This window comes from Acinetobacter sp. 24-47-64 (genome assembly GCF_057737055.1).
The window spans coordinates 1,352,516-1,378,968 of sequence record NZ_CM173215.1 but is presented as its reverse complement, the minus strand read 5'-3'; the positions used below and the strand labels follow the sequence as shown (position 1 = coordinate 1,378,968).

27 protein-coding genes are annotated in these 26,453 nt (G+C 37.7%); 11 read left to right on the top strand and 16 right to left on the bottom strand.

What is annotated here, in order from left to right:
- Nucleotides 1-325 precede the first annotated feature (325 nt).
- The 5 genes from AC1M85_RS06515 to AC1M85_RS06495 all read right to left on the bottom strand — a co-directional run bounded on the left by AC1M85_RS06515 (nucleotide 326) and on the right by AC1M85_RS06495 (nucleotide 5,665).
- Nucleotides 326-2,203 (bottom strand): 5'-nucleotidase C-terminal domain-containing protein, encoded by a 1,878-nt coding sequence (locus AC1M85_RS06515; RefSeq protein WP_488213783.1) that lies wholly within the window; start codon nucleotides 2,201-2,203, stop codon nucleotides 326-328.
- 62 nt (nucleotides 2,204-2,265) lie between these two features.
- Nucleotides 2,266-3,861: an FAD-dependent oxidoreductase gene (locus tag AC1M85_RS06510; RefSeq protein WP_481611011.1), complete on the bottom strand. Its 1,596-nt coding sequence runs from the start codon at nucleotides 3,859-3,861 to the stop codon at nucleotides 2,266-2,268.
- The gene (locus AC1M85_RS06505) at nucleotides 3,858-4,319 is read right to left on the bottom strand and encodes a hypothetical protein (protein WP_481611010.1); all 462 of its coding nucleotides are present in this window, start codon (nucleotides 4,317-4,319) and stop codon (nucleotides 3,858-3,860) included. Before AC1M85_RS06505 ends, AC1M85_RS06510 begins: the two co-directional genes overlap by 4 nt.
- 162 nt (nucleotides 4,320-4,481) lie before the next feature.
- Nucleotides 4,482-5,096, bottom strand: coding sequence for a YidB family protein (locus AC1M85_RS06500; protein ID WP_481593701.1), 615 nt, complete (start codon nucleotides 5,094-5,096; stop codon nucleotides 4,482-4,484).
- A 101-nt stretch (nucleotides 5,097-5,197) separates the two neighbouring features.
- Nucleotides 5,198-5,665, bottom strand: coding sequence for a DUF6231 family protein (locus tag AC1M85_RS06495; RefSeq protein WP_488213782.1), 468 nt, complete (start codon nucleotides 5,663-5,665; stop codon nucleotides 5,198-5,200).
- Between the two features lie 31 nt (nucleotides 5,666-5,696).
- Between AC1M85_RS06495 and AC1M85_RS06490 the strand changes: the two genes are divergently transcribed.
- Nucleotides 5,697-6,566 (top strand): DUF2797 domain-containing protein, encoded by an 870-nt coding sequence (locus AC1M85_RS06490; protein ID WP_481593700.1) that lies wholly within the window; start codon nucleotides 5,697-5,699, stop codon nucleotides 6,564-6,566.
- Nucleotides 6,567-6,632: 66 nt separating this feature from the next.
- On the opposite strand, the gene AC1M85_RS06485 is transcribed toward AC1M85_RS06490, so the two are convergent.
- Nucleotides 6,633-7,070 (bottom strand): GIY-YIG nuclease family protein, encoded by a 438-nt coding sequence (locus AC1M85_RS06485; protein WP_481593699.1) that lies wholly within the window; start codon nucleotides 7,068-7,070, stop codon nucleotides 6,633-6,635.
- A gap of 15 nt (nucleotides 7,071-7,085) precedes the next feature.
- Nucleotides 7,086-8,255, bottom strand: coding sequence for a lipid-A-disaccharide synthase (lpxB, locus tag AC1M85_RS06480; protein ID WP_481593698.1), 1,170 nt, complete (start codon nucleotides 8,253-8,255; stop codon nucleotides 7,086-7,088).
- A gap of 186 nt (nucleotides 8,256-8,441) precedes the next feature.
- Between lpxB and AC1M85_RS06475 the strand changes: the two genes are divergently transcribed.
- From AC1M85_RS06475 to AC1M85_RS06465, 3 genes are all read left to right on the top strand, one after another.
- Complete coding sequence (locus tag AC1M85_RS06475) at nucleotides 8,442-9,317, top strand: sulfite exporter TauE/SafE family protein (RefSeq protein ID WP_035269154.1); 876 nt, start codon at nucleotides 8,442-8,444, stop codon at nucleotides 9,315-9,317.
- 261 nt (nucleotides 9,318-9,578) lie between these two features.
- Nucleotides 9,579-10,670 (top strand): 3-deoxy-7-phosphoheptulonate synthase, encoded by a 1,092-nt coding sequence (locus tag AC1M85_RS06470; protein ID WP_051586615.1) that lies wholly within the window; start codon nucleotides 9,579-9,581, stop codon nucleotides 10,668-10,670.
- A gap of 47 nt (nucleotides 10,671-10,717) precedes the next feature.
- The gene (locus AC1M85_RS06465; protein ID WP_488213781.1) at nucleotides 10,718-11,242 is read left to right on the top strand and encodes a phosphatase domain-containing putative toxin; all 525 of its coding nucleotides are present in this window, start codon (nucleotides 10,718-10,720) and stop codon (nucleotides 11,240-11,242) included.
- A 10-nt stretch (nucleotides 11,243-11,252) separates the two neighbouring features.
- Here the strand turns inward: AC1M85_RS06465 and ispF are convergent, their stop codons facing one another.
- Nucleotides 11,253-11,738 carry a 2-C-methyl-D-erythritol 2,4-cyclodiphosphate synthase gene (gene ispF, locus AC1M85_RS06460; RefSeq protein ID WP_092767822.1) on the bottom strand — a complete coding sequence of 162 codons (486 nt, stop codon included), beginning with the start codon at nucleotides 11,736-11,738 and terminating at the stop codon, nucleotides 11,253-11,255.
- Between the two features lie 98 nt (nucleotides 11,739-11,836).
- Here ispF and AC1M85_RS06455 point away from each other — a divergent pair, with 98 nt between their 5' ends.
- Entirely contained in the window at nucleotides 11,837-12,490 is a 654-nt protein-coding gene (locus tag AC1M85_RS06455; RefSeq protein ID WP_488213859.1) for an A1S_1983 family putative colistin resistance protein, read from the top strand.
- A 23-nt stretch (nucleotides 12,491-12,513) separates the two neighbouring features.
- On the opposite strand, the gene AC1M85_RS06450 is transcribed toward AC1M85_RS06455, so the two are convergent.
- The 4 genes from AC1M85_RS06450 to AC1M85_RS06435 form a co-directional block, all read right to left on the bottom strand.
- Nucleotides 12,514-13,362, bottom strand: a complete 849-nt coding sequence (locus AC1M85_RS06450; RefSeq protein ID WP_481614215.1) for an EamA family transporter — start codon at nucleotides 13,360-13,362, stop codon at nucleotides 12,514-12,516.
- Between the two features lie 78 nt (nucleotides 13,363-13,440).
- Nucleotides 13,441-14,478: a class II fructose-bisphosphate aldolase gene (gene fba / locus AC1M85_RS06445; protein ID WP_481614214.1), complete on the bottom strand. Its 1,038-nt coding sequence runs from the start codon at nucleotides 14,476-14,478 to the stop codon at nucleotides 13,441-13,443.
- 132 nt (nucleotides 14,479-14,610) lie between these two features.
- A complete protein-coding gene (locus AC1M85_RS06440) occupies nucleotides 14,611-14,859 on the bottom strand; it encodes a hypothetical protein (RefSeq protein WP_481592481.1) in 249 nt (82 codons plus the stop codon).
- A gap of 120 nt (nucleotides 14,860-14,979) precedes the next feature.
- Nucleotides 14,980-16,167, bottom strand: a complete 1,188-nt coding sequence (locus tag AC1M85_RS06435) for a phosphoglycerate kinase (protein ID WP_481610280.1) — start codon at nucleotides 16,165-16,167, stop codon at nucleotides 14,980-14,982.
- A 138-nt stretch (nucleotides 16,168-16,305) separates the two neighbouring features.
- Between AC1M85_RS06435 and AC1M85_RS06430 the strand changes: the two genes are divergently transcribed.
- The 5 genes from AC1M85_RS06430 (at nucleotide 16,306) to AC1M85_RS06410 (ending at nucleotide 21,397) form a co-directional block, all read left to right on the top strand.
- Nucleotides 16,306-16,689, top strand: a complete 384-nt coding sequence (locus tag AC1M85_RS06430; protein ID WP_035269188.1) for a DUF2237 family protein — start codon at nucleotides 16,306-16,308, stop codon at nucleotides 16,687-16,689.
- Nucleotides 16,689-17,300: a Maf family protein gene (locus tag AC1M85_RS06425; RefSeq protein ID WP_481592480.1), complete on the top strand. Its 612-nt coding sequence runs from the start codon at nucleotides 16,689-16,691 to the stop codon at nucleotides 17,298-17,300. The genes AC1M85_RS06430 and AC1M85_RS06425 overlap by 1 nt, the downstream gene beginning before the upstream one ends.
- A gap of 312 nt (nucleotides 17,301-17,612) precedes the next feature.
- On the top strand, nucleotides 17,613-18,221 hold the full coding sequence (locus AC1M85_RS06420; RefSeq protein ID WP_488213780.1) for a hypothetical protein: 609 nt from the start codon (nucleotides 17,613-17,615) through the stop codon (nucleotides 18,219-18,221).
- A 228-nt stretch (nucleotides 18,222-18,449) separates the two neighbouring features.
- A complete protein-coding gene (locus tag AC1M85_RS06415; protein ID WP_488213779.1) occupies nucleotides 18,450-19,616 on the top strand; it encodes a ribosomal protein uL16 3-hydroxylase in 1,167 nt (388 codons plus the stop codon).
- Between the two features lie 110 nt (nucleotides 19,617-19,726).
- Nucleotides 19,727-21,397, top strand: coding sequence for an FMN-binding glutamate synthase family protein (locus tag AC1M85_RS06410; RefSeq protein WP_488213778.1), 1,671 nt, complete (start codon nucleotides 19,727-19,729; stop codon nucleotides 21,395-21,397).
- 36 nt (nucleotides 21,398-21,433) lie between these two features.
- On the opposite strand, the gene AC1M85_RS06405 is transcribed toward AC1M85_RS06410, so the two are convergent.
- From AC1M85_RS06405 to AC1M85_RS06390, 4 genes are read right to left on the bottom strand one after another with little or no spacing between them, the layout of a single operon-like run.
- Complete coding sequence (locus AC1M85_RS06405) at nucleotides 21,434-22,462, bottom strand: alpha/beta hydrolase (RefSeq protein WP_035266046.1); 1,029 nt, start codon at nucleotides 22,460-22,462, stop codon at nucleotides 21,434-21,436.
- Nucleotides 22,462-23,592, bottom strand: a complete 1,131-nt coding sequence (locus tag AC1M85_RS06400; RefSeq protein WP_488213777.1) for a YdcF family protein — start codon at nucleotides 23,590-23,592, stop codon at nucleotides 22,462-22,464. Before AC1M85_RS06400 ends, AC1M85_RS06405 begins: the two co-directional genes overlap by 1 nt.
- 10 nt (nucleotides 23,593-23,602) lie before the next feature.
- The gene (gene murB, locus AC1M85_RS06395; RefSeq protein WP_488213858.1) at nucleotides 23,603-24,637 is read right to left on the bottom strand and encodes a UDP-N-acetylmuramate dehydrogenase; all 1,035 of its coding nucleotides are present in this window, start codon (nucleotides 24,635-24,637) and stop codon (nucleotides 23,603-23,605) included.
- 11 nt (nucleotides 24,638-24,648) lie between these two features.
- The gene (locus AC1M85_RS06390) at nucleotides 24,649-25,170 is read right to left on the bottom strand and encodes a low molecular weight protein-tyrosine-phosphatase (protein WP_488213776.1); all 522 of its coding nucleotides are present in this window, start codon (nucleotides 25,168-25,170) and stop codon (nucleotides 24,649-24,651) included.
- Nucleotides 25,171-25,283: 113 nt separating this feature from the next.
- Here AC1M85_RS06390 and AC1M85_RS06385 point away from each other — a divergent pair, with 113 nt between their 5' ends.
- Nucleotides 25,284-26,444, top strand: a complete 1,161-nt coding sequence (locus tag AC1M85_RS06385; protein ID WP_488213775.1) for an iron-containing alcohol dehydrogenase — start codon at nucleotides 25,284-25,286, stop codon at nucleotides 26,442-26,444.
- Nucleotides 26,445-26,453 lie beyond the last annotated feature (9 nt).

Here is a 26,453-nt window from a genome sequence, read left to right as displayed (position 1 = left end):
GATCAATCAACCAGTAAAAATCCACACAAGTTGTTCTTCATAATCTCTTAATGATCTTTCTAACATCTCGTCAATGCTAGAAGCTGGACTCGAAACACTTAACAACTCAGCAACCTGCTTCGCTCGTTTCCGTGTATCTCGTCGGTATGGGGTGCATTCTATAGATTTTTTCTTCCCTTGCAACCCCTTATTTAAACGAAAACTCATGTATGTTTATTTTTTAAGCAAATTTATGTTTTTTACACTAAAAAATACACAAAAACAATTAATTTAATTAAAAAACCCCAATTAAATTGGGGTTTTTTAGATCAAAAAGCTCTAAATCTTACTCTATGTATTTTTGAGTACTATAATATGAAGTAGCTAGTTTTCGAATTGTTTTCATTTCTTGATCACCATCTATTGAATTTAAGTAATTTAAGAATGCTTCTGCATAGTCCAATCCAACTTCTATTCGACGCTCACCTGTAATTTTTTTCAATGTATGATAGTAATCAGCACCATCAGCTAAAAAATTGATGGTTACAATTTTATATAACTGATTTAAATCTAATGGCACAAACTGGTCAAACCCATTTCTGACTTGAATATTTGTAATACGCTTTCCAATAGGCTGCGTCATATCAACTTGCCAAGTTAATCCAGCCGTATACGGATAACTTCCAGTATTTTTTTGTTCAATCACGCCTGAAATGGCATCTTCAAGCGTATCTTTAATTTCTTGACCAGTCATATTCAATTGAACGAGCGTATTTTTGAAAGGTAAGACTTGGTAGATATCTGCTACCGTGATATTTCCTTTCGCCAAATCAACTCTTACTCCACCTGCATTTTGAAATGAAATATCAGCATTAAAATATTCTTTGCCTTGTTTAAGAAATGCTTCGGCAACCATTTGTTGAATATCACCACCATGGGCATCGACATGCGCATTCAAATTACACACATCACCTAAAGATGATCGTGAGCGATCAAATTGAGTTCCCGGCACACGTCTTGAACATAAATTATCAACTGCCTGCCCAACAACTTTGACTGCAAATAATTTTTTAGATTGCTTATAGGGCTCTAAGACACTCAAAATATTTTGATCTTCTTTAATAATAGAAAAAGGAGCTCGTTCTTTTTCGAATTGATGTTCTATATATTTTTTTTCTTGATCACTGACTCTTTCATTATTTTGCTTACGTTTAAAATCATCGCCAATTAACACATGCGGTTTACCCACACAACTTTGAACCGCACCATCTGCATTAAATTTTACGTTAAGTTCACCAACCACATAACTGTATTGCCATGCTTGAGCAACACAAACAGATTCGCCATTTTTATTTTTCAATTGTAATGGGTAGGTAGCGACAGGAGACATACCATACTTTTCTAATATATGAGGTCCAAACAATGTGTGAGAGTCGCCTCCAATTATCACATCCACATCCGTAAGTTCTTGTGCTAATTTTTGATCAAGTTCATAGCCTACATGTGTTTGTAAAATAATTTTTTTAATTCCCTGTTTTTTGAGTTGATTAATCTCATTTTGAGCTACTGTAATTTCATCTCGGAATAATGTGTCTTGATTTGGTTGAGAGGAGTTTTTAGTTTTTGATGCAATGGTGAGCCCCACAACCCCATATTTTTCCCCATCCCGCTCAAGAACAATAGATTTTTGAATCCGATCTGTCTGATATAAAGGTGAACTCACCCCAAATTCAACATTTGCAGAAAGAATCTCTGCTCGCTCTTTACACTGTCCTTCGTCTAAAAAACCAATAAAATCTTTTAAGCCTTGATCTTTTGCATCAAATTCATGATTTCCCAAGGTGAAAGTATCAAAACACACTGTATTCATCATTTCAGCATCAGCTTTTCCATTTGAGAGGTTGTAATACAAATCTCCTGTTATCGCATCACCAGCATGAATTTTCACTACATTCTGATGATTTTCTGCCATTAGATTCATAAATGTTGCTACACGAGAAAATCCACCACGCGAAACGACTAGTTGTTCTTCACCATGACCTAAATCGAAATTAAAGCTAAGCTCTTCACCATCTAAATGGGAGTGATGGTCATTAATATGAAGAATTTTCAACTCTGAGGGTTGTGTAATATTAGGATTAGATTTTTGGTCATCTCCACCACAACTACTTAGCAATAACGATGTCGTTAATAGAAGACCTGTTATTTTTATCTTGTTCTTCATTTGAATACTCCTTTTTTTAAACCAAGAGTATTCAACGAAGATATGACATTATGATGGTGGATTTATGACACTTTATCGAAATGACTAATTTTATATTTTTCTGCAAATCGCTCAGCTAATGCCGTAATGGTCAAACTCGGATTAACACCAACATTCACAGGAATCGCACTCCCATCAACCACATATAAGCCTTGATAGCCAAAAACCTGATGATTAGAGTCAATCACACCTTTAGAGGAATCCTCAGCCATAACTGCACCACCCAATATATGCGCTGTAACAGATAAGTGCCCCATACTTTCCAATATATTATTCTGTGCTTGACCACCACTTACTTCAGCAAATTTTTCTGCAGCTTCATTTGCTAACGGTATAAAAGACGGCGCTCTTTCTCCAACTGAAACCTGCGTTTTCAAAAAACGCCTAAAACCTCTGAGTGCAGTACGTCCATATACAAATCGTATTTGATTGTCTGCCTGTTGCATGACGGTTAATACAGTGACACGTTTATGCCAGTTTTTAGAACGCCATGATCGAGTTGAAACAAAGGGGTGCAGAAAAAAATGCTTTAAAACATGGAGTGCACGTTTTACAGGTTGATCGCCATTGACCAGTGGTCCCATATAAAACTTCATAAACTCATAACTTGCTGGAAATCGATTCTGAGTAATATGTGTTTTGTCATCTGCATGAAAATGACTGGAAATGGTCGTCCCTCTCGTTAAATCTATTGTTTTATCATTATTAGAGATTGCAACAATCGCCTCACTATTGGTTCGAATATGTTCACCTAACTGACCAGAAATATTCGGTAAGGTTTTATACACATCTCTTGAAGCAAACAAAATTTCAACAGTTCCTATAACACCTGCGGATAGAATGACCTGTTTCGCAAAGTAATCTTGTTTTTCTTTGGAGTTAAATGACTGATATGTATGAATGATATATTTTCCATCAACATGTGAAAGATGAGTTACTTTGGTTTCTGGAAGAATCTCAACTCCATTGTTTTCTGCAAGATATAAATAGTTTTTATCCAAACTATTCTTCGCACCCTGCGCACACCCCGTTATACAATTTCCGCACTGATTACAGCCTATTCGTTCGGGACCTTGACCATTCAAAAGTGGATCACTCACCCAATGATGAGGATCACCAAAGTAAATTCCCTGTGGTACAGTGTCAAAACTATCTCCAGAACCCATTTTTTCTGCTGTTTGTTTTAACCACTCATCTTGCTGATCTTTATATGGATTTGAACTTACACCTAGCATGGACTGAGCCATCTGATAGTGCGGTTGTAATTCCCTCTCCCAGTCTTCTGACAAATGACTCCAAGTTGGATCACGATAAAACTTTTGACCTGGTTTTAACAACACAGCAGCATAAACAACACTGCCACCACCAACGGCAACCCCTCGAACCACACCCATATGTTGGAATACGTCTTGTGCAAGAAAACCCTTCATCCCTAACGTCGGTGCCCAATTTAAGTATTTAGAACTCCGACTTGCTCGATGTAAATCATCTTCAGTGAGCCTTCTTCCCTGCTCTAGCACAGCTACTTTTAATCCAAGCTCAGACAATCTTAGCGCAGCTACACTTCCACCAAAGCCTGAACCTACAATAATGACATCATATTCAAATTTTGATTTCATACATCACGACTTAGAATAAATGGAAATGAAAAATGCTTTAAAAAAGGAAGATTAATGATAGTCATACATAACATCGTATGTTCATCAAGCTGTCTTAACTCATCAACCACCCAACGCCATGGAATTGGTGCTGTCTTGCCATAATACAAGGCGATCGTTTGTTTTCCATCAATCAAAGACGCCTCTTCTAGACACTCCATTTGAAGCTTTTCACTTCTCTGCCCGCGATTGAGTAAAATATTAGTGACTAAATTTTGATTGATGAATTTTTTCCCAAACCATCCCCCCAATCCACTTAAAAATAAACTCGGTGCTGCAGACACTCTTAACCACCAAGGACCAATAAACTGAGCCTTATATTCTCCTCGTCTCATGGCAAGTGGCGCGGATGAAAGTTGTTGATAGGTTGCCTTAATCGAGGACAACGAAGCAGTGATTAAATGCTCCTTACGGATCATGAATTTCTCCCTCAATGATTTTTGTTTTATTCAGCATGTCCTATGCTTCTTTATGAAATATATCAATCGTTTAAATTTTATTCCACATACATCCTTTGATCGATTGCATAAAAAAAGCCGAATGTATGTCACATCCGGCTTTTAACTCAAATTAATTTCACTTTATTTCTTTAAAAATCCTGATACAAGATTCAACACATTTTGTATATCTGAATTCGCTTCTTGTGGATCGGTCTTATTTGCTTGAGGTGTAAGCGAATCAATAATTTGTGGTAAGACTGAAGAAATCGCACTGTATACATCCTGTTTAGGAACTTGCGCTTCTTGTGCAACTTGCTCTACATCTTGCTGATCAAATAAATTTTGAACCTGTTGCGTGCTGACATTGGCATTTTCGCCAGGACCAGTTGACACCCAATCATCCACTTGACTCGTCAGACCCTGACCTTTCAGTTGATCAAGTGCACCTTGCAAACCGCCATTTTTTTGAATCCAATTGAGAATTAAAGGAACTACTGCGATTAATAAGGTTTGAGCGTTTAGACCTGATGATTTGCCTACACCACCAGATTGACTACCCGATAAACCACCAAGTACAGATCCCAAAATCCCTCCCAATCCACCTTGTTGTTGGTTTTGATTGGTCTGATTATTTTGTCCCGTTAAACTCCCGAGTACCGAACCAAGTACACCACCCAATCCCGATTGATTAGATTGTGGATTACCGCCTAAAGCCTGTTTCGCTAAAACTTCAACGATATTACTTAAATTTGTCATCAAGACACCTTTACATTCTTATTTTCATTGATCAGCATATCGTTAAAAACATGGCTTTGTACATTGAAATTGTTGTGTTTTGATAAACTCAAAGTTTGCCATTACCATCGAAACTTATTCCAATTTTCTGGATTAGCCCAAAACTTAGAATTAAACCAATCTGGCACATGCTTATAATTCAAAATATTGAATTGCCATAAGGCGAAATCTTGCTCTGTATTTTTTTGCTCAATGAGCTGAGTGAATCCCAGACTTCTTAATAATTGTTCATCTGCAATATGACTCAACACGACGATTCTTTTTGCCATTAAATCACGCAGTTTTACCAGCATTTGTGATTTATGATGGGTTGATAGTTTATCCATCTGTTCATTATTTAAAATCACAACACCTAGATCATAGCGTTGCTGAAAAGGAAGCATTAAAAATTCAGTTACGTTAAAATGATTCCATTGGATTGTTTGAGCATAGTCTTGGCTGAGATCCTGACCAAGACATACGGCAGTTTGAATTGGCTGTTCTTTAGATAAATCGTCTAGCATTGACGTGATGACATTTTTCTCAGCCATGAGCTGCACCTTATTTGAGTGAGATTAAAGCATGGAATTACAGGGCATTTGTCATAAAATGCACGCTGGTTTAACCAACCTAAGTGTAACTGAACAACAAACACAACAGGCAAATGTTGAATATAAATTTATTTTAGATCGTTCAGAAATCAATCTCCCGTTCAACTTAGGTCAAGAAATTGAAATTGAATGGACCGGCAAAATTTACTGTGTTTCCTGTGGGAATAAAACACCAAAATCATACTCCCAAGGTCACTGCTTTAAATGCATGAAAACGAAAGCAGCCTGTGATATGTGTATTATGAAGCCAGAAACATGCCATTACCATTTAGGGACTTGTCGTGAAGAAAGCTTTGCTCAAGAAGTATGCTTTCAACCCCATATTGTCTATCTTGCCAATTCAAGTGCATTAAAGGTTGGCATTACCCGTTTAGGTCAAATGCCCACACGTTGGCTAGATCAAGGGGCTACCCAAGCTTTACCTATTATGAAAGTGGGCTCTCGTCGGTTATCAGGACAACTTGAAGTCATGTTTGGTGCGCAAGTCGCTGATAAAACAGACTGGAGAAAATTGCTGAAAGGTGAAGCGGAAAAGGTAAATTTGTTAGAGATCAGAGATGAATTGCTCACGGAGTTTGAACCTCAAATTGAAACCATTCGAGATGAGTTCAGCATGAGCCTAGATTTCAATGAAAATGTACAAATTTTAGAAAACGAACTTCCTCGTGAATTCATTTATCCTGTCGATCAATATCCTGAAAAAATTAAATCGCATAACTTAGACAAAACGCCAGTCATACGTGGAAAACTGCACGGTATCAAAGGACAATATCTGATTATGGACACAGGTGTAATCAATATACGCAAATATACGGGTTATGAAATTAAGATTCGAACTTAATTAATATACTTAAAAAAGCGACTCAATTGAGTCGCTTTTGGTTTTAATAAAACAAAAAATACAACTTTATGCTCTGTTTCTTCTACCAATTTTATTATGAATAGGATTCAAACGTGAAATCAAGAATGCCTCCAATCCATATGCCAGGTAGGCATATTGTGATTCGAATCCAATCGTAACAACTGTCCCTGAATCTTTTAATCTTTGATCAACAATATATGGTTTTTTACTTTCCTTATCGACTTTAACATACGATTGAAATCTTCTACTTAAACCTCTGTCAGGATAAATTCCACCTCCTTTAGATGCCCCCACACCAATATATGTAACTTCCTTATCTTTTAAGAAAGCATATACACCAGCTTTTAAGTAATTTGGCATTCTTATGAAATCTGAGAATGCCTCTGACCAAATTGGAGGCGTTCCCAATTGTATTTCATCCCAATGTAATTTGAAAAAATCTTCAGTTAATTCAATTAAATTATCGAATGTTGGATTTTTCACTTTAATAATATCAACCTATAATAATTTTAAAATCGCTTGCACTGGATCTTCATTTTGATCCGACAATAATTGCTTGTGCATCGTCAACAATTGCATAGATTGTATTTTTGAGTTTTCGATATTCATCAACAACTCAATCTCATGTGCTAAGTTTTCTGGAGTTGCATCATTCTGGATTAACTCCTGAATTACTTTTTTTCCTGCAATAATATTAGGTAAAGAATAATAAGGAATTTTTACTAAAAGTTTCGCAATCCAGTAGGTCAAACTGTTTAATTTATAAAAAGTCACCATCGGACGATGCAATAACATCGCCTCAAGTGTTGCTGTACCCGATGCCAACGCCACAATATCACTGGCATCCATGACCATCCGACCTATTTTAGATTCCGCGTCAATATTTTCCATTAACTTGATATTATCTCTGAACCTATCTGGGTAACCTATTAGGATCTGCTCAATTTGTTGTTTACGAGCCTCATTGATGGCTGGAATTAAAAATTGATACTCAGGATATTTTTGATGGACAATCTTTGCTGCATCTAATACAAGCGGTCCTAACTTATCAACTTCACCACGACGACTTCCAGGCAGTAATGCGATATGTTTTTGTGCAGGATTTAAACCAAGCGCCTGCTTTGCATCGAGTATAGGATTTTCCAGCGGTAGTTGATTAGCGAGAGGATGTCCAACGAATACCGCTGGCACATTAAATCGATCATAAAAAGTTTTTTCGAATGGAAATAGACAAAGTACCAAGTCAATTGTGGCTTTAATCCCATGAACACGACCTTGACGCCATGCCCAAACTGAAGGACTCACATATTGAACAGTCTTAATTGGCAACGATTTTTGCTTTATTTTTTTTGCTAAGCGTAAGTTAAAATCTGGTGCGTCTATCCCTATAAAAATATCAACAGGTTGTTTAGTCCATTGATCAACCAAGCCATCTCGAACCGCAAAAAGTTTTTTAATATCTTTTAATACTTCAACAATTCCCATCACCGATAGAATATCCATCGCATAATAGTTTTTAAAACCCTCTGCAATCATTTGAGGACCGCCAATTCCTTCAAATTCAGCATCAATTCCCTGCTCTCGAAAACGACGTATTAATTTGGCGCCTAAGGTATCACCTGAAACTTCACCAACCACAATGCCAATTTTAAGTTTTCGATTTTGCAAATGAATATCCTCTTTCATGCTCTACAAGTATCTTAACATAAGCATCTCATAACAGATTGAGTTCTTGAAATATCTTAACTTAGTAATGCTTTATCTTATTTTTGAATAAGTAAATGAATAATCAAGACAACAGCTTATATTCAAAAATCATAAGATATGCCGGTTTTCTGATAAGTAGCACAAACGATGTACGGTTCTATTGAATATATTTTAGCAGGTGTTTTAGTTGGTTTCTGTGTAGGGGTCACTGGCGTGGGTGGTGGCTCACTTATGACGCCTATCTTAATTGGTTTATTTAAAATTGAACCACATATTGCGATTGGTACAGATCTACTTTATGCCGCGATTTCTAAGTTTTGCGGCTCTTTTGTACATGCAAAAAAACTTAATATTGTTTGGCCTATCGTCATTTGGCTCGCGATCGGAAGTATTCCAGCCTCTTTAGCCACAACTTGGGTTTTAGACAACTATTTGAGTCAATCCACACATTACAAAGCCATTCTCACGATGGTCTTAGGCTTTATGCTGACCATTACTGGTATTTCAATTGTATTCCGTACACAGGTAGAAAAATTCTTCAAAAAATTTTCCAAAGAAGTTACTGAACAGGAAGTTGAATTAACTCGAGAAAAATTAAAGCAGAAGCGTTTATATATAGCTTTAATGGGTATTGTACTGGGTATTTTTGTGACCTTATCTTCAGTTGGCGCGGGTGCATTCGGCATTATGGCGCTGATCATCATGTTCCCTAATTTACCTATGATTAGAATTATTGGTTCTGACGTTGTACATGCAGTTTTACTGACGCTCGTGGCAGGTATGGGGCATATGAATTCAGGTAATGTGGATTTCAATTTATTAATGTGGCTTTTAGTCGGATCGATTCCTGCAATCATCGTTGGTACGCTGGTGAGCTCCCATTTACCTGAAAAAATTATTCGCAAGGTACTGGGCATCACCTTATTTGCCATTGGTGTTAACTTCATGCTTAATCCAGTCAAAGCGAAACCTGTGACCGCACCTGAGGCAGTTATTGAAACCTCAACTCAAGCCCAGTCTTAATTAATATCATGTTCAAACTGTAACCTCAGTGAAGCTGTATAATTCACTGAGGTGAAATTAAATGATTTATTCAATTTAATAATTTTCAAAAATTAAATCATTCTATACAATACAAGTAGAAACTCTGATTAATACCAAAAAGACAATTTCATTACTTTTTTTTATTAAATCCATTCAACTTTTTGATAACAAATGATCTACTGAATCATGCTATATTCAATAGATTGAACATTTTCTTGTAAAAACGAACCAGTGACGGCAATGAATACTTTACAGTCAAATTCTATCACCCAAAACGACATTGATGACGTGAATGTACAAAGCATTCAGCCTCTTGTTACTCCTGCTGAATTAAAAACAGAATTACCGTTAACTGATAATGCATACCAAACAGTCCTAAAAGGTCGTGAAACTGTACGTAATATCTTAGATGGCAACGACAAACGTTTATTCGTAGTCATTGGACCGTGCTCTATTCACGATCCTGCAGCAGCTCATGATTATGCTGATCGTTTAAAAGTCTTAAGCGAAAAAGTGAAAGACACGCTTTATATCATCATGCGTGTGTATTTCGAGAAGCCTCGTACAACAGTGGGTTGGAAGGGCTTAATTAATGACCCTGACATGAATGACTCTTTCAACATTGAAAAAGGTTTACGTTTAGGCCGTAAATTATTGCTTGAACTCAATGAGAAAGGTCTGCCATGCGCAACTGAAGCGCTTGATCCAAACTCTCCACAGTACTACCAAGACTTAATTTCTTGGTCAGCAATCGGTGCACGTACAACAGAGAGCCAAACACACCGAGAGATGTCTTCAGGTTTATCATCTCCAGTTGGCTTTAAAAATGGTACGGATGGCGGTCTCACTGTTGCGACCAATGCGATGCAATCTGTAAAACATGGTCATAGTTTCCTTGGCTTAAATGACCAAGGTCAAGTTTCGGTCATTCGTACTAAAGGCAACCAATATGCCCATGTCGTGTTACGTGGTGGTAATGGCAAACCGAATTATGATGCTGGCTCTGTAGCAGAAGCTGAAAATGCATTGGCGAAAGCAAAAGTAAGTAACAAGATCATGATTGATGCGAGTCATGCCAATTCTAATAAAGACCCATACCTTCAGCCATTGGTCCTAAAAAATATCACTGAACAAATTTTAGATGGCAATAAATCGATCGTAGGTATTATGGTTGAAAGTCATTTAAAAGGTGGCCGCCAAGATATTCCTGCAAATCTTTGCGATTTAGAGTATGGTAAGTCTGTTACAGATGGATGCATCGATTGGGAAACAACTGAAAAAGTTTTGTTGGAAATGGATGCAGCTTTGAAAGACGTTCTACCACAACGTTAATCAGATAAAACGCCATCACACGATGGCGTTTTTTATAAGGTTTAATCATGGATCAACTCGAAAAAGAACTTAGCTCAATCCCCCATTTTCAATTTGTTCATGAGCATTTGTTTAGCTCAGGTCAGCCAAACGAAGAACAACTTAAATCGATTAAAGCTTATGGTATCGATACCATCGTTAATCTCGCTTTTAATGATGCTACACCGAACTTAAATCATGAAGATCGCTTGAGTGCTGAAATTGGTCTTAACTACATCCAAGTGCCTATTGATCCAGAATTTCCACATGATGATCAATGTTTATTTGTAATCGATCTGATTGATCATCTCGTGAAAGAGAAAATGGTCTGGATACATTGTACCGAAAATCGTCAATGTAGTTCATTAATCTATCTGTACCGACTACATTATATGAATATGGATTTATCTACAGCACATGAGCTATTACACCAAGTATGGGAACCCAACAACACTTGGACTGGGTTAATGCACGCGGTCGGCTTACAGTTGCAAGGACGTAAAGCCACTCAAGAACTGCAAGCCTCTTTAATGAAAGCGCAAAACTTTGAATGATCAAAATTGTTTATTGATGACTAATTAATACGGTCGCTGTAGACAGAATTCCTTCCTGACGACCAGTAAATCCTAATTTTTCAGTGGTTGTGGCTTTAATACTAATCTGATTGATATCCACATCAAGTACATCTGCAATACTTTGACGCATATCTAAATTATGTTTCGCTAATTTTGGACGCTCACAAGCCACTGTAATATCCGCATTATTCAGTTGATAACCACGATCCAATATCAACTGATAAACATGCTTTAATAAAACCTTACTGTCTGCGCCTTTGAACTGTTCATCAGTATCTGGAAAGTGCTGTCCAATATCACCGAGCGCTAAAGCACCCAACAATGCATCACAAAGTGCATGTAAAACTACATCACCATCAGAGTGTGCTTTTAAACCATGTGTATGCGGAATACGAATACCAGCCAATGTGACATAATCGCCTTCCTCAAAAGCATGAACATCAATACCTTGGCCTATACGAATAGCTAAGCTCACATTGAACTCCTTTACACAGTTTTTGAAAATGAAATCTTGTATTCTTTGATTCTTGTTCGCTATAGTAGATGCGCAAACATTTGAAAGTATAAGCGATGATGTTGTCAAAAAGCGTATCAAGTTGGATGAAACCTTTAATTTCTATCTTTTTCATTGGATTAAGCAGTGTTTCTGTCGCACAGGCACAACTTATTCAATGTGATAAGCCTCAATCAAGTTTTAAAAATTCCATGATTTGTGCTGTTGATTTTTCATCTTTGAGAGATGAATTGAATGAACGCTTTTTAACATCCTACTTAGTTACCGATGCACCAACTCGATTAATTCAAGATACACAACAGCTTTGGCTGAATCGACTGCAGCAGTGTAAAAATAAAAATTGTGTGTCATTACAAATCAATCAACGCATTGATGATTTAAATTTTTACATGTCGATGAATCAAACGCTCACTCAGCATTACATCAAGTTTGAACAAGGTAAAATTGCAGCGCAACCTGTACACCTTAAGATTCATCAATTAAGCAAGGATCGCGTTAAAATTGAAGGTATTGCTTATCGTAGCCCTAACAATCGCCTAGAAACCCAGACCATCCCATTATTGGCTTATACAACCACTCAAAGCAAACACGAAATTATTGATAATGAGCATGATTGTCAGTACAAACTCAAATATCAAAAATCATTACTGATTGTCTCAACTGAGCAAACAGGCTGTGAGCGCTTTAGTGGAATCTATCGACTATATGATTAAACAGAATGAATGCAAGTTCACAGTTAAATTGCGAATGCTAAACACAGCACCCCTGTGATCGCTAACAGAATACCTAAGCTGTTTTTTAGGGTTATTTTTTCTTTAAAAACTAATATACCTGCGATCACACCTAACACTACGACCAAAATATTCATGCCAGCGAATACGATTGCGGGTGAATCCTTTAACAACATATGTGCTTTCACATAAAGTGCAATATTGGCAAAATTCAATACACCTAAACTTAGTCCAGCAAGAAAATTTTGCAATGTCCATGATGTTTGACGCAGGGACAAATATCCGATGGAAATAATGAAAGCAAACACAAACATCAAGTTTAAACTGACTGCAAATTTTAACCCTAAACTTGTACTGTATTTTAACATAACATCTACGAGTGCATAGCCAAGCCAAACTGCGAGCAAATACATTCCTGCTTTTTTTGTTTGCAATGTTGGTGTTGATTTTTTAGAAAAAATGATCAAAACAATTGCACCTAGACCCAATGCAATACCAATCAATTTCAGTGTGCTAAATTTTTCTTGGAAAAGAAAATAGGCTGCCAACAATGAAAGAACAACGGATAATCTTTGTGCGATTTCAGTTCTAATAATTCCAGCTTGATCAAGTGATTTGGAAAGCAGCAAGAATATTGAGGGTAATGCTATCCCCAACAACCCAATAAGCCACCAAGGTGTGGAGGTTAATGATATTTGGTTGAGGTCTGGCTTAAACCAAAAAAAACAGAGTATCGTGGCGATAGCATAATTCCATGCAATCATTTGCATGACATCAAATCCACGAAACTTACTAAACTTCAATAAAATCGATACTAGTACGCTGCACAAAGCTGCTGAAAAAATCAGTTCCATAATTTGCTCTTGTTTTTTTATTCAAGAAAAAGCCCACAATCACTGTGGGCTTTTTAAAATTATAAATAATTTTATTAATTATTTATAACGTTCTACCATTTTCTCTAAAGAAATTGGACGAATCTTATCAGCATGACCTGCTGTACCAAATGCAGTATAACGATCTACACAGATTTGCTTCATTGCTTCAACAGTTTGAGCAAAGAATTTACGTGGATCAAATTCGCTTGGTTTTTCAGCCATCATACGACGCATAGCACCTGTTGAAGCTAAACGTAAGTCAGTGTCGATATTGATTTTACGTACACCGTGTTTAATTGCTTCAACCAACTGCTCAACAGGAACACCGTAAGTTTCTTTGATATCACCACCGTATTGGTTAATAATCGCTAACCATTCTTGTGGTACTGAACTTGAACCATGCATTACAAGATGAGTATTTGGAAGTGCAGCGTGGATCTCTTTAATACGATCAATCGCTAAAATATCACCTGTAGGTGGACGCGTAAATTTATAAGCGCCGTGTGAAGTACCAACCGCAATTGCTAACGCATCAACGTTAGTATCAGCGACAAATTGAGTCGCTTCCTCAACCGAAGTAAGGAGTTGTGAATGATCTAGAACGCCTTCAGCGCCAACACCATCCTCTTCACCAGCCAAACCAGTTTCAAGGCTACCTAGGCAACCAATCTCACCTTCTACAGATACACCACACGCATGTGCCATTTGAACAACACGACGAGTTACATCTACGTTGTAATCATAAGTTGTTGGTGTTTTACCATCTGCACCTAATGAACCATCCATCATTACAGATGAAAAGCCCAATTGGATTGAGCGTTGGCAAACGTCAGGATCAGTACCATGGTCTTGGTGCATCACAACTGGAATGTGTGGCCATTCTTCGATTGCAGCCAAAATAAGATGGCGTAAGAATGGAGCACCAGCATATTTACGAGCACCAGCAGATGCTTGAACAATAACAGGTGAATTTGTTTCATCTGCGGCTAACATAATCGCGCGCATTTGTTCTAAGTTGTTTACGTTAAACGCTGGTACGCCGTAACTATGTTCTGCGGCGTGATCCAAGAGCTGGCGCATTGAAATAAGAGCCATAATTTCCTCCCAGGTAATGCTCCATATTCTAACCTGACCTGTGTTTCAATTCAGCAACAATTGACAGTATTTCATAAAAAATCCCTGCAATTGCAGGGAGATTTTCAATTTAATACTTATTGAAGTAGAAAATCACTCCGCCGTTGCTTGATCAGCAGGTGCATTTGCAACTTCTTCAGGAACATCAGTATTATTTTCATCTTGTAATGGCTGATCAATAGCATCGATAGCCGCTTGTTGTTCAGCACTAATATCTGATGCTTCAACAGCAACTTCTGATGTTGATGTTTGATCTGCCGCTGGTGCACTTTCTTGTTTAGAACAAGCCGTCATTGCAAGAGTAGCAGTCAATAGTGCAATTACGCCTAATTGTAATTTCATGATGTTATTCCGCATGATAAATCAGATTATGATCATAATATTTCAAAATTATTTCATTTTCATGACGAAAATTAGTCATAAAAAAAGACCTTCTTAGAAGGTCTTTTTTCTTAAATCCAATTAAGCGCGTTCAAGTAGAACAGCGACTGCTGGTAATGTCTTGCCTTCTACAAATTCAAGGAAAGCACCCCCACCCGTTGAGATATAACCAATTTTGTCAGCCACTTCATACTTATCAATCGCAGCTAAAGTATCACCACCACCGGCAATAGAGAAACCTTCAGATTCTGCAATCGCTAAAGATAGCGCTTTCGTGCCCTCACCAAATTGATCAACCTCAAATACGCCTACTGGACCATTCCAAAGAATTGTTTTTGAAGTTTTTAAAATTTCAGCAAACACTTGAGCTGTTTCTGGACCAACATCAAGAATCATGTCATTGTCAGCAACATCTTCAACTTTTTTCACTACGGCTTTTGCTGCCGCTAATGAGCCAAGGAAGTCATCAAAGTTAATTTCTGACGCGTCAGCAACAACAACATCTGTTGGCAATGGAACCGATACTTTCGCAGCAATTGCTTTAGCTGTATCGATTAAATCATTTTCACAAAGTGATTTACCAACGTTATAGCCCGCAGCCGCTAAGAATGTATTCGCAATACCGCCACCGACAATGAGCTGATCACAAATATCTGATAACGATGTTAAAACATCAAGTTTAGTCGATACTTTTGAACCAGCTACGATAGCAACCATTGGTTTTTCAGGCGTCTGAAGCGCACGACCAAGTGCATCTAATTCAGCGGCAAGTAATGGACCTGCTGCTGCAACTTTAGCAAGACGAGCCACACCTTCTGTTGATGCTTCTGCACGATGTGCAGTACCAAATGCATCCATCACAAACACATCACAAAGTGCTGCATATTTTGCTGCCAACTCTGGATTATTTTTCTTTTCGCCTGTGTTAAAGCGACAGTTTTCGAGTAACACAACTTGGCCTGGTGCAACTTCAACACCATCCAAATATTCAGTGAGTAATTTAACTTCTTGACCCAATGCTTCAGTTAAGTAGGCAGCAACAGGTGCAAGTGATTGTTCAGCTTTAGGCTCACCTTCAACTGGACGACCAAGGTGAGAATAAACCATTACTGCTGCGCCTTTTTCAAGAGCGGCTTTAATTGTTGGTAATGCAGCGCGTAAACGTGCATCACTCGTAATCACACCATTTTTAACAGGAACGTTTAAGTCTTCACGGATCAGAACACGTTTACCTGCTAAATCGAGGTCAGTCATACGCTGAAAGTTCATGTATAGCTCACTTTATAGATATCAAAACCGCATAGATTCTAAATGATTATGCTAAAAAAGGTGAGTAAAATTTCAGAAAAGCTGTAGAAATCTTTAGATTTGATTATGATAGATGGAGTCGAACCACAAAGTGTTGCTATGTCTATCCATCCAGATCCAAGTATTAATCGTTTAAATGTTTTCGGCGAACCGCTCGCCAGTTGTTGTTTTGATCCTATCACAGGATATTTCAGAAATGGTTTTTGCCACACTGCACCCTCTGATTTAGGTCAACATACAGTCTGTGCCGAAATGACGTCAGAATTCTTAAGTTTCTCACAACGAATTGGGAATGATTTGACAACACCACTACCCGAAGTTGGTTTTCCCGGTTTAAAACCTGGTGATTTCTGGTGTATTTGTGTGACGCGCTGGGTTGAAGCTTATCAGAATGATATGGCACCGAATTTAAAACTTCAGGCATGTCATCAATCAGTACTTGCTTATGTCCCGATCGATATTTTAATGGAATTCTCAGTGTAATGAATCATCATGTTGCTTCAACGTCAGCAAGAATTATTTTAGCTTCTGGCAGTCAGACACGTAAGGAATTACTTAATCGATTACATATCGATTTTGAACAAATATCACCCGATATCGATGAAACTCCGCGTGGGGAAAGCCATGCCGATGATCTTGCCTATCGACTCGCATATGAAAAAGCAAAATATTTTGCTGAGAAAGATCCAGATGCGATCGTTATCGGTTCTGATCAGGTAGCTTGGCGTGAAGGCGCACCTGACATATTTATTGGAAAACCTTTATCTCCTGAAAAAGCAATCAAACAGCTTCAAGCAAATTCAGGAAAAATTGTTTATTTCAGTACTGCATTGAGTGTTCAACACGCTTCATCTGGGTTTGAAGAAACCATTGTTGAACATTACAAGGTCAAATTTAGGCATTTAAATTTGGAAGAAATTCAGCGTTATGTCGCACTTGAACAACCTTTGCAATGTGCTGGAAGTTTCAAATGTGAAAGTTTGGGCATCAGCTTATTTGAAGAAATGATTGGGCAGGATCAAACAACTTTAATGGGTATGCCGATGATTCAATTGTGTAAGATTTTACGTGAATTGAAAATTTTAGTACCGTAATTCTTTTTTTTATTTTCAAAAAACCGAGCATGATTGCTCGGATTTTTGATTGTCATCTGATTGCTGAAGATATAATCTGCTCTTAGTGTAAATAAGTACATCGGAACATGTCGTAATTAATTTTACTAAACTAATTTGTGAAATATTGCGTAAAATTAATTGTGGAACATTAAAATTCATCTAACAATATGGACCATGACCTCACAATCACTTGAAATCAACATAAGATATTGAGATATATTAAAATTAAAAATTATCTCGTATAGCATATATTATGGTATTTTTATAAAAAGTATTATTTTTTTGACTAAAATGAAGACAAAAGAATCCTTAACGACTTTAACTGATGTAGGAATTGAACTACTAAGTGATGGTACTCCAATTATTTCTCCAATTTATAAATTATTCCAAGCAGGTCAACAGGCTTTTATTCAAAATAGAATTAATCGCTTTGTAAAAGCAGCGCTTATAGAGCAATCTACTTTAGAAAAAATTATTCATGATGAAGACTATACCAATATTCTATTTCTATCATTGGATGTGGTATCAAGAACAACCTGTAAAATAGCAATTGCCTCATTAGCACTGATATATAAAAAACATAACGGAAATATTTCAATTATTAAGAGAGCATTGCGAGCTTTCAAAGAGATTGATGACATAACAATAACAGTTTTTGAGAAAATCTATGAGAACTATACAGATAGTGAAGAGGCACTACACTTTACTGAGCAAAGAGACGAAGGTCTTTATTTTATAGATGAATATGACGAAGTTTTGGATTTAATAAACAGAGGATTTTTTAGTCAGGTAGCTTCTTCTAACAATCTCGCAACTAAATTTAGACCACTTTGTGCAATTAAAAACTCCTCAACTGATCTTTTTTATCTAGCTATAAAAGAAGCAAAGACATTATTATAAGTATAGAAATTAAACTATTAAAACTATATAACTTAATGGTTGTTATTCGAAGTGAAATAGTAACCCAAAAGTGTAAATTAATTATTTCTTTAAAACAGCTATATTCATTTTTTTCATATTCATTTGTATCATCCATAAGCAAGAAAACATGCGCTTTTAAAGCTGCGTCACTTGCGGAACTTGCATTGTTCAAGGGACAATAAGCCAAACTAAATTGTAGTCCTTATTATGTCCCAAACTTTAGACGTTCTCGGCGGTATTAGCGCTGAGCAATTCCTTACAGAATATTGGCAAAAAAAACCGCTCCTCGTTCGTAATGCAGTTCCTGAAATTGTGGGTTTACTTGAACCCAATGATGTTATGGAGCTTGCACTCGATGAAAACGTGACTGCGCGTTTAATCAAACAAAAAGATCGCGACCCTAATCAATGGAATGTGAAGTCATCGCCACTGCTCAAAGCAGACTTCCAAAAAATGCCAAAATTATGGACACTACTCGTTCAAGCGGTCGATCACTATTCGTTTGATCTTGCTGAGTTATGGAAAAAATTTCCTTTTATTCCTCAATGGCGTCGTGAAGATATTATGGTATCTTACGCACCACAAGGTGGTTCTGTCGGTAAGCACTTCGATTTTTATGATGTATTTTTAGTTCAAGGTTACGGACATCGCCGTTGGCAATTAGGGCAAATGTGTGATGAACAGACAGCACTCGTTGCAGGTCAGCCTTTAAAACTTTTGCAAGAAATGGAAGTTCATTTTGATGAAGTTTTGGCGCCAGGAGATTTACTGTACGTCCCACCTGGTGTTTCTCATTATGGCGTAGCTGAAGATGAGTGTTTAACCTATTCTTTCGGTTTCCGCATGCCAAATATCTCAGACATGATGGATAGTCTTGGTGATTCTTTTTCAGAACAAGAGCAACTGAAAAAACCATTATTAGATATCACACGCTCTGTCAGCACTGCTGTCGGCGAAATTACTGATCATGAGCTTAGTTATCTGCGCGAACAACTTTTAGCTCAACTGCAAAATCCTGAGATGCTTAATGAAGCCATCATGTGTCTCGCTTCGCAACCAGGTTACCCAAACAATATTCCAGAAAATGACGAAATTGGAACAGGTGATTTAGAAGAAGCTCTTGAAGAAGGTTATTTATTAAAAATCGAACCTGCTTCACGTTTGCTTTATAGCAACTTCAATGATGAACTTACCTTTTGGGCAAATGGAGAACGCTTATGCATCTCCGAAGAATTTAAACCCCATTTAAAACGTATCGCTGATGGTGAAATGATCGCTTTGGATGAAAATTTATATGATCAACACATTCTTGAAGATCTCGCGGAACTCTTGAATAATTCGATCATTATGTTGCTTCCTTCGGAAGAAAACTAAACCCATAAATATAAATTGTTAGCTTACAGCTGTAAGCTAACAATTCACTACTTGTCTGATTCCATAGAAGTTCGTATGGTAATTGCAGTAAAGAACGATGGAAAATAAAAATGGCAAGTCCTGCTCAAGCAATAAGACATAAATTACTGAACACTTTTTTTTCAAGGCATTCTGTATGGTTCGCATGTATTATCATCGCCCTGAGTATTACATGGCTTAGGCTATTTTACAGCCCCCATTATATTTATTATTTTCTATCCGACAGTGTCATTAATATTATTTGGCTACTGACCAGTTTACTCAGTGTCTTAGGCCTATATGATGTACTTCAAAATAAACATTCGATTTTAAAGAACTACCCAATCATGGGGCATTTTCGCTTCTTATTTGAAGATTTCAGACCCGAAATTCGTCAATATTTTATTGAATCAGACCAAGACGCTTTACCCTTTTCAAGAATGCAACGTAGCTTAGTTTATCAGCGTGCAAAGAATGAAAATGCTGATAAGCCTTTTGGTTCAATTATTGATGTATATCAAGATGACTATCGTTTCATTACTCACTCTCTTGCACCGAAACTCCCAGCTGATACCAGCACCTTCCGTATTAAAGTGGGTAATGATCAGTGCGCTCAACCTTATAGTGCATCAATCATGAATATCTCAGCAATGAGTTTTGGGAGTTTAAGTGCTAATGCAATACGCGCACTTAATCTCGGTGCCCACATGGGTCAGTTCTATCATGATACTGGCGAAGGAAGCCTAAGCCCCTACCATCTTGAAAATAATGGAGATATTGTTTGGCAAATCGCCAGTGGATATTTTGGTTGTCGAACTGAAGACGGTCTATTTGATCCTGGAAAATTTAAAGCTCAAGCCAAACATCCTAATATCAAAATGATTGAGCTAAAACTGTCTCAAGGTGCAAAACCAGGTCACGGCGGTATTTTACCCAAACATAAAATTACAGAAGAAATTTCGAAGATTCGTGGTGTTCCTCGTGATCGCGATTGTATTTCCCCGCCAAGCCACCCTAGCTTTAATACACCGATTGAAATGATGCATTTTATTCAAAAGTTACGTGAACTATCAGGTGGTAAACCTGTTGGATTCAAATTATGTATCGGACAGCCTTGGCAATTTATGAGTATTGTCAAAGCGATGCTTGAAACCAATATTGTTCCTGATTTTATCGTCGTAGATGGATCAGAAGGTGGAACCGGTGCTGCACCGATTGAATTTAGCGATAATATCGGAACACCACTGCGTGAAGCGCTCTTGTTTGCACACAATACCTTAGTAGGTGCTGGATTAAGAGATAAAGTAAAAATTGGTGCAAGTGGTAAAATCATCAGTGCTTTTGATATTGCAAGTACCTTTGCCTTAGGTGCAGATTGGGTGAATTCAGCTCGTGGATTTATGTTTGCTGTCGGTTGTATCCAAGCTCAAAGTTGCCATACCAATCAGTGTCCAGTTGGGGTAGCAACACAAGATGCTGAGCGCCAAAAAGCAGTCCATGTACCAACGAAAGCAGAACGTGTTTATAATTTCCACAAAAATACATTGCATGCACTGTCGGAAATGATAGCAGCTGCAGGTTTAAATCATCCGAGTGAAATTAAAGCTCATCATCTCGCGCAACGTATAAATGATCGCGAAATCAAAAATTATGCTCAATTACATTTTTGGTTAGAATCGGGTCAACTATTGAACTGTAAAGATAAAGACGAAGAAAATTTCTATTTCAGAATGTGGAATTTGGCAGATGCCAGCAAATTCTAGTTTCATCAAAAAGGTGCTGAAATCAGCACCTTTATTTTAAAAGTATCCTTTATGACTTTGCGCATGTAAGAATGCTGGGATTAAACCCGTTAATGCTGCCCGTATATCCGCACGCTCATTGATCAACTGATGAGATCCCTCCTCTAACATGAGCAAGGTCTGAAGGCGAAACTTTCTGCGTATAAATTCGATATTATAACGCCAGTCTACGGTTTGATCTTGAGCACCTTGAGCGAGCCAAACTGGAATTCGGCATGCAGGTCGATTTTCCATTTCCAACATCCACTTTGACATTGCTAATATCCAATCCATCCCCATCATACGCGGTTGTAGTGGATCTTTTAGACGTACAAATCTTAAAAATTCAGGATTGTGATTATTGCGTTTAAAATGTCTTGGAACTTCACGTTTAATACGGCGAATGATGCCCAAGCCTACTGGATTATGCCACCATGCTGTTTTTGCAGGTCTGACTAATGGCGACAAGAGTAATACGCGTTCTACAATTGGATTTTTACGTTGTTCAGCAAACTCCAACAAATGATGCATCCAAATTGCACCACCAGTACTCTGTCCGATACCTAGCCATGGTTTAGGCAATTGATCAGCTTGTTTTACATATTGGTGAACCGCATGGAGTACTTGCTGATAATGATCAAAGTTCTGAATGCTGGCAGCATTGCCATCACTTAACCCATGTCCAGGCAAGTCATAAGTTAAAACACTAAACCCTTGATCCAGCAATTCACCAATAATTGGTTGGTAAATCCCACTGTGTTCCAAATAGCCATGCAATAAGAATACAGTACCTTTCACCTGCTCTATGCGAGGTTGATACACCTGCACATGAAGTTTGAACAAAGGCATTTTGATATAACCCTGCCAATAATTCGCTTCAAGACGATCAAGTGCGTAAAGATGACGATAAGCTTGAATCTCTTTCGAAGGAGAATAAGGTCGATTTAAATTTAATGGTTCCAATCTTAAAGGTGTTTGTTCTCGATTCGGAATGGGTAAATCGAGTTGTTTCAACACATTTGGATTCAGAAATGGAATATCAGACATTATGGAACCTCCCGACAACCGCTAGAGCCAAACATTACATCTCTGATCGTGGCAAGTAATTCATAATTTGCACGACGACTGTGATCGTAATTTAATTGGCTAGGACGCCATGTAGTCAGCATTGTAGGCATGGGCGCTTCAACAGGAATTGTCTTGATACCGTTCAAAGCAAAAAGACGTCGTGTACGTGTCATATGATAACGATCGGTAATCAGAATCACTGTCGGCGCTCCTCCTTTTTTTTGTAATAATAATGAACTAAAGCGTGTATTCTCACAGGTATTCATGCTACGTTGCTCTAATAGATTCGCTTCTACCCCACGCGATGCTAACCACGCTTGCATATACGGTGCTTCAACACCACTCAATACAATAGGTAAATCCGTTTGCTTCTCAATCTCAAGTGTTTTTTCTAGTCTAGAGCGTGTGTAATCATTAACTACGATATCAATTTTATTATCCCCTAGCGTCAACCCACCACCCAACACAACTATCGCATAAGGTTTATCTTTTTGATTTGATAAAGTTTTATTTTCATTTTGAATCAACGCGATATCTTTATAGATTTGCGGATCTAATTTTTGAACCTCATCTTCTTCTAAGGGATGATTTCTAAGGAAAAATTCATATTTTTCCATTAAAGCCAAGCGCTGATTTTTTTCTTCATTAATCGATGAATTTGTTGAATCAGTTTGGCTTATGGCAACATCACTGGCTAAATCAGGCTGATCAATTGCGAAGACAACATCCTCTTTAGTTTCGTTCTTTGTATTTACATCTGTAAGCAATTCATCTTTAATTTTTTGTTTTAATAACACATAGCGAGTTTGAATTTCAGCAAGCTGTTCAGCCTCTTGATCAATCAATTGTTCTTCAATAAGTTTGAGATAAGCTTGTCTTGCAATCCACAACCTTGAACCAGGCTCCAAATCCTCCTTATCAGTTAACGCTGCCATTTGCTGACTCTTGGCCGCAATTTCGTCAACTTTGATAGGGACAAATGCGTGAAGTGATTTCACAACAAGTGCTGAATAAAATGGTGTATACCAGAAAACCATGAGACAGCTCAAAAGTGCGAATATGATCGCCATCATACGCACCGTTGTCACCATCCAATGTTTTCTAGACATACTGTCCTTTTTAAACCAAATGAGATTGAATAGAACCTTTTTGATCGAACAAAACAGGCTCAGGTTCTAATAAAATACCAAACTTATTTAACACATCTTGCTGCACAGAGCGATAGGTTGCTTGCACATCTGTAAGAGATGCATCAGCGTAATTGACTAAAACTAAAGCCTGTCGATCAAACATTCCCACTTTTCCTAATTTTTTTCCTTTCCAGCCTGATTGGTCAATCAACCAACCAGCTGCAACTTTTACGGAACCATCCGCTTGAGGATAGTGTGGAATCGTGGGATGAAGCTGTAAAACTTCCTCAAATTTCGTTTTAATTAAAATCGGATTTTTAAAAAAGCTCCCTGCATTTGGATATTCTGCAGGATCTGGGAGTTTACTTTGACGAATTTTGATCACTTGTTGCTGTAAATTATATGGCGTAATGTCATCGCCCATCGCAGCTTTTAAATCTCCATAATTCATTTTGAGTTGTGGCTGTTTAAGTAATTTAAAGATGACAGCAGTAATAACAAACCGCTCAGGCTGATCTTTAAAAATGCTGTGTCGATATGAAAAATGACAATCACTCGCTTGGATTTGAACGATTTCATTTTTTGTACGATCAAAAGCCTCTACAAATTCAATAAAATCTCCGACTTCAACGCCATAAGCACCGATATTCTGAACAGGTGCAGCACCCACCCACCCTGGAATCAATGCGAGATTTTGCAATCCATAAAAACCTTGCTCTGTTGTCCATAGCACGAACTCATGCCAGTGACGTCCAGCACCTACTCGAATTGTTACATTGGTATCATCTTCAGCAAGCAGGACAAGATCATCTAAATGTAATTGAACAACTAAAGCATCTAGATACTCGGGAAGCAGCATATTACTCCCCCCTGAAAGTATCATCATGTTTAATTGAGCTTGCTCAGCAAATTGAATTGCTTCTCGCAAATCTTGAAGAGATCGAACAATACAATAATGAGATGCAACAGCATTTAAATTCAACGTATTGAAAGACTGGAGTTGTATATTGGTTTGAATATCAATCATTTTTTATCTTACTCAACGTTTGACTGCTGCAACATTGGTTTTAAGTAACTAATCCATGCTTTACTGTTCGACTCACATTGATCTAAGACCAACTCAAAGCCATCATCTCCACCATAGTAAGGATCTGGTACGGGTTGATTTAAATATGAAGGATCCTTGGCACTCATGAGCTCTATTTTTGCTCGCAGTTCATGGTTTTGAAATATTTGTGCTGCTTCAGCTTGCAGTATCTGAATATTGACTAGATTTTCATGATCCATCGCCAAGATTAAATCAAATTCCTTAAAGTCTTCAATACGAATCTGTCTCGCACGTAATGAAGATAAATCATATCCTCGTTTCAATGCGTGCTTTTGACTTCGATGATCAGGTGCTTTGTTTGGGTGGTAGTTACTGGTTCCAGCTGAATCAACTTGAATATTTAATTTTTCTAAATCAGCAAAGTGTTTCATTACCACTTCTGCTGTTGGGGAACGACAAATATTTCCTAAACATACACATAAAATTTTGTATGGCATTTTCGTCGTCATCTTCGCCTCAAAAATACATATACTTTCGCAGTGCATATGTTAAGTTATTTAAGGAGTGAATCCTATAGAACTGTAAAACAATAATCTTATTTAAAGCGCAAAAAGGATGTGTGATGAGCCAATTTCAATTTCAAACTGTCGGGAATATTATTTCTGGTTTAGGGAGTATTCAACAGCTTGGCTCAATTTTAAAACAACATCGATTTAATAAAGTTCTTCTCGTCACAGATCAAGGGATGATTGATCATCACCTCCACCAACCTATTCTTCACATTTTCAACGCTACTGGGACTGAGTTCAGTATTTTTTCCGATGTCGTTGCAGACCCTCCTGAGGAAGTCATCTTAAATGCAGTAGATGAAGCAAAACGTTTACACATTGATGCAGTCATTGGTTTTGGCGGTGGTAGCTCCTTAGACGTGGCAAAAATTATTGCCGTACTTTCACACCCCAATCAAACCCAAACGATTTCTGAGTTATATGGCGTCAATCAAGCTCAATCGCCACGATTACCACTCATCTTAGTGCCTACAACTGCAGGTACGGGTTCTGAAGTTACACCAATCTCTATTGTCACTACAGGCAAAACAACAAAAACAGGAATTGTTTCACCCGTTCTGTATGCGGATACTGCCATTTTAGATGCCACTTTTACTCAAGGTCTTCCGGCTCACATCACTGCAGCAACAGGAATTGATGCAATGGTGCATGCAATTGAAGCCTACACCTCAAAACTAAAGAAAAATTTCTATTCTGATTTGCTCGCTAAACAAGCATTGGATTTATTGAATCAAAATTTAAAACTTGTTCTAGAGCAACCCCAAAACCTAGAAGCGCGTCAAAAAATGCTCTTAGGTTCTATGTTGGCTGGACAGGCATTTGCAAATGCACCTGTTGGAGCGGTTCATGCGCTTGCCTATCCTTTGGGCGGGCATTATCACTTATCGCATGGTCATACCAATGCAATCGTGCTTGTTGAAACACTGAAATTCAATGCACCTCAAGCGAAGAAATACTATGCTGAACTGATGCAATGGATTGAACCATATAGCAAAGGCAATACTGATGGCTTATGTGATTTATTTATAGATCATATGGAAAGGCTTGTTAGCCAGAGTGGGTTGAGCTTAAAACTCAATGAGCTAGGTGTACAAGAATCAGATTTAGAGATGTTAGCTAATGATGCGATGCAACAAACGCGCCTCTTACAAAACAATCCTAGAGCTCTAAGCTATGCTGATGCTTTAAGCATCTACCAAGCAATTTATGATTAAATGACTCGA

Excerpts from the sequence above, each read along its gene's own strand:
- AC1M85_RS06415 (WP_488213779.1), top strand. The coding sequence starts at position 18,450 with ATGTCCCAAACTTTAGACGTTCTCGGCGGTATTAGCGCTGAGCAATTC.
- fba (WP_481614214.1), bottom strand. The coding sequence starts at position 14,478 with ATGGCTCTTATTTCAATGCGCCAGCTCTTGGATCACGCCGCAGAACAT.
- AC1M85_RS06495 (WP_488213782.1), bottom strand. The coding sequence starts at position 5,665 with ATGGCTGAGAAAAATGTCATCACGTCAATGCTAGACGATTTATCTAAA.
- AC1M85_RS06405 (WP_035266046.1), bottom strand. The coding sequence starts at position 22,462 with ATGTCTGATATTCCATTTCTGAATCCAAATGTGTTGAAACAACTCGAT.
- AC1M85_RS06470 (WP_051586615.1), top strand. The coding sequence starts at position 9,579 with ATGAATACTTTACAGTCAAATTCTATCACCCAAAACGACATTGATGAC.
- AC1M85_RS06440 (WP_481592481.1), bottom strand. The coding sequence starts at position 14,859 with ATGAAATTACAATTAGGCGTAATTGCACTATTGACTGCTACTCTTGCA.
- AC1M85_RS06490 (WP_481593700.1), top strand. The coding sequence starts at position 5,697 with ATGGAATTACAGGGCATTTGTCATAAAATGCACGCTGGTTTAACCAAC.
- AC1M85_RS06505 (WP_481611010.1), bottom strand. The coding sequence starts at position 4,319 with ATGATCCGTAAGGAGCATTTAATCACTGCTTCGTTGTCCTCGATTAAG.
- AC1M85_RS06425 (WP_481592480.1), top strand. The coding sequence starts at position 16,689 with ATGAATCATCATGTTGCTTCAACGTCAGCAAGAATTATTTTAGCTTCT.
- AC1M85_RS06410 (WP_488213778.1), top strand. The coding sequence starts at position 19,727 with ATGGCAAGTCCTGCTCAAGCAATAAGACATAAATTACTGAACACTTTT.
- AC1M85_RS06435 (WP_481610280.1), bottom strand. The coding sequence starts at position 16,167 with ATGAACTTTCAGCGTATGACTGACCTCGATTTAGCAGGTAAACGTGTT.
- AC1M85_RS06400 (WP_488213777.1), bottom strand. The coding sequence starts at position 23,592 with ATGTCTAGAAAACATTGGATGGTGACAACGGTGCGTATGATGGCGATC.
- AC1M85_RS06510 (WP_481611011.1), bottom strand. The coding sequence starts at position 3,861 with ATGAAATCAAAATTTGAATATGATGTCATTATTGTAGGTTCAGGCTTT.
- AC1M85_RS06420 (WP_488213780.1), top strand. The coding sequence starts at position 17,613 with ATGAAGACAAAAGAATCCTTAACGACTTTAACTGATGTAGGAATTGAA.
- AC1M85_RS06430 (WP_035269188.1), top strand. The coding sequence starts at position 16,306 with ATGTCTATCCATCCAGATCCAAGTATTAATCGTTTAAATGTTTTCGGC.
- AC1M85_RS06465 (WP_488213781.1), top strand. The coding sequence starts at position 10,718 with ATGGATCAACTCGAAAAAGAACTTAGCTCAATCCCCCATTTTCAATTT.
- AC1M85_RS06450 (WP_481614215.1), bottom strand. The coding sequence starts at position 13,362 with ATGGAACTGATTTTTTCAGCAGCTTTGTGCAGCGTACTAGTATCGATT.
- AC1M85_RS06455 (WP_488213859.1), top strand. The coding sequence starts at position 11,837 with ATGTTGTCAAAAAGCGTATCAAGTTGGATGAAACCTTTAATTTCTATC.
- AC1M85_RS06500 (WP_481593701.1), bottom strand. The coding sequence starts at position 5,096 with ATGACAAATTTAAGTAATATCGTTGAAGTTTTAGCGAAACAGGCTTTA.
- AC1M85_RS06515 (WP_488213783.1), bottom strand. The coding sequence starts at position 2,203 with ATGAAGAACAAGATAAAAATAACAGGTCTTCTATTAACGACATCGTTA.
- AC1M85_RS06385 (WP_488213775.1), top strand. The coding sequence starts at position 25,284 with ATGAGCCAATTTCAATTTCAAACTGTCGGGAATATTATTTCTGGTTTA.
- AC1M85_RS06475 (WP_035269154.1), top strand. The coding sequence starts at position 8,442 with ATGTACGGTTCTATTGAATATATTTTAGCAGGTGTTTTAGTTGGTTTC.
- AC1M85_RS06390 (WP_488213776.1), bottom strand. The coding sequence starts at position 25,170 with ATGACGACGAAAATGCCATACAAAATTTTATGTGTATGTTTAGGAAAT.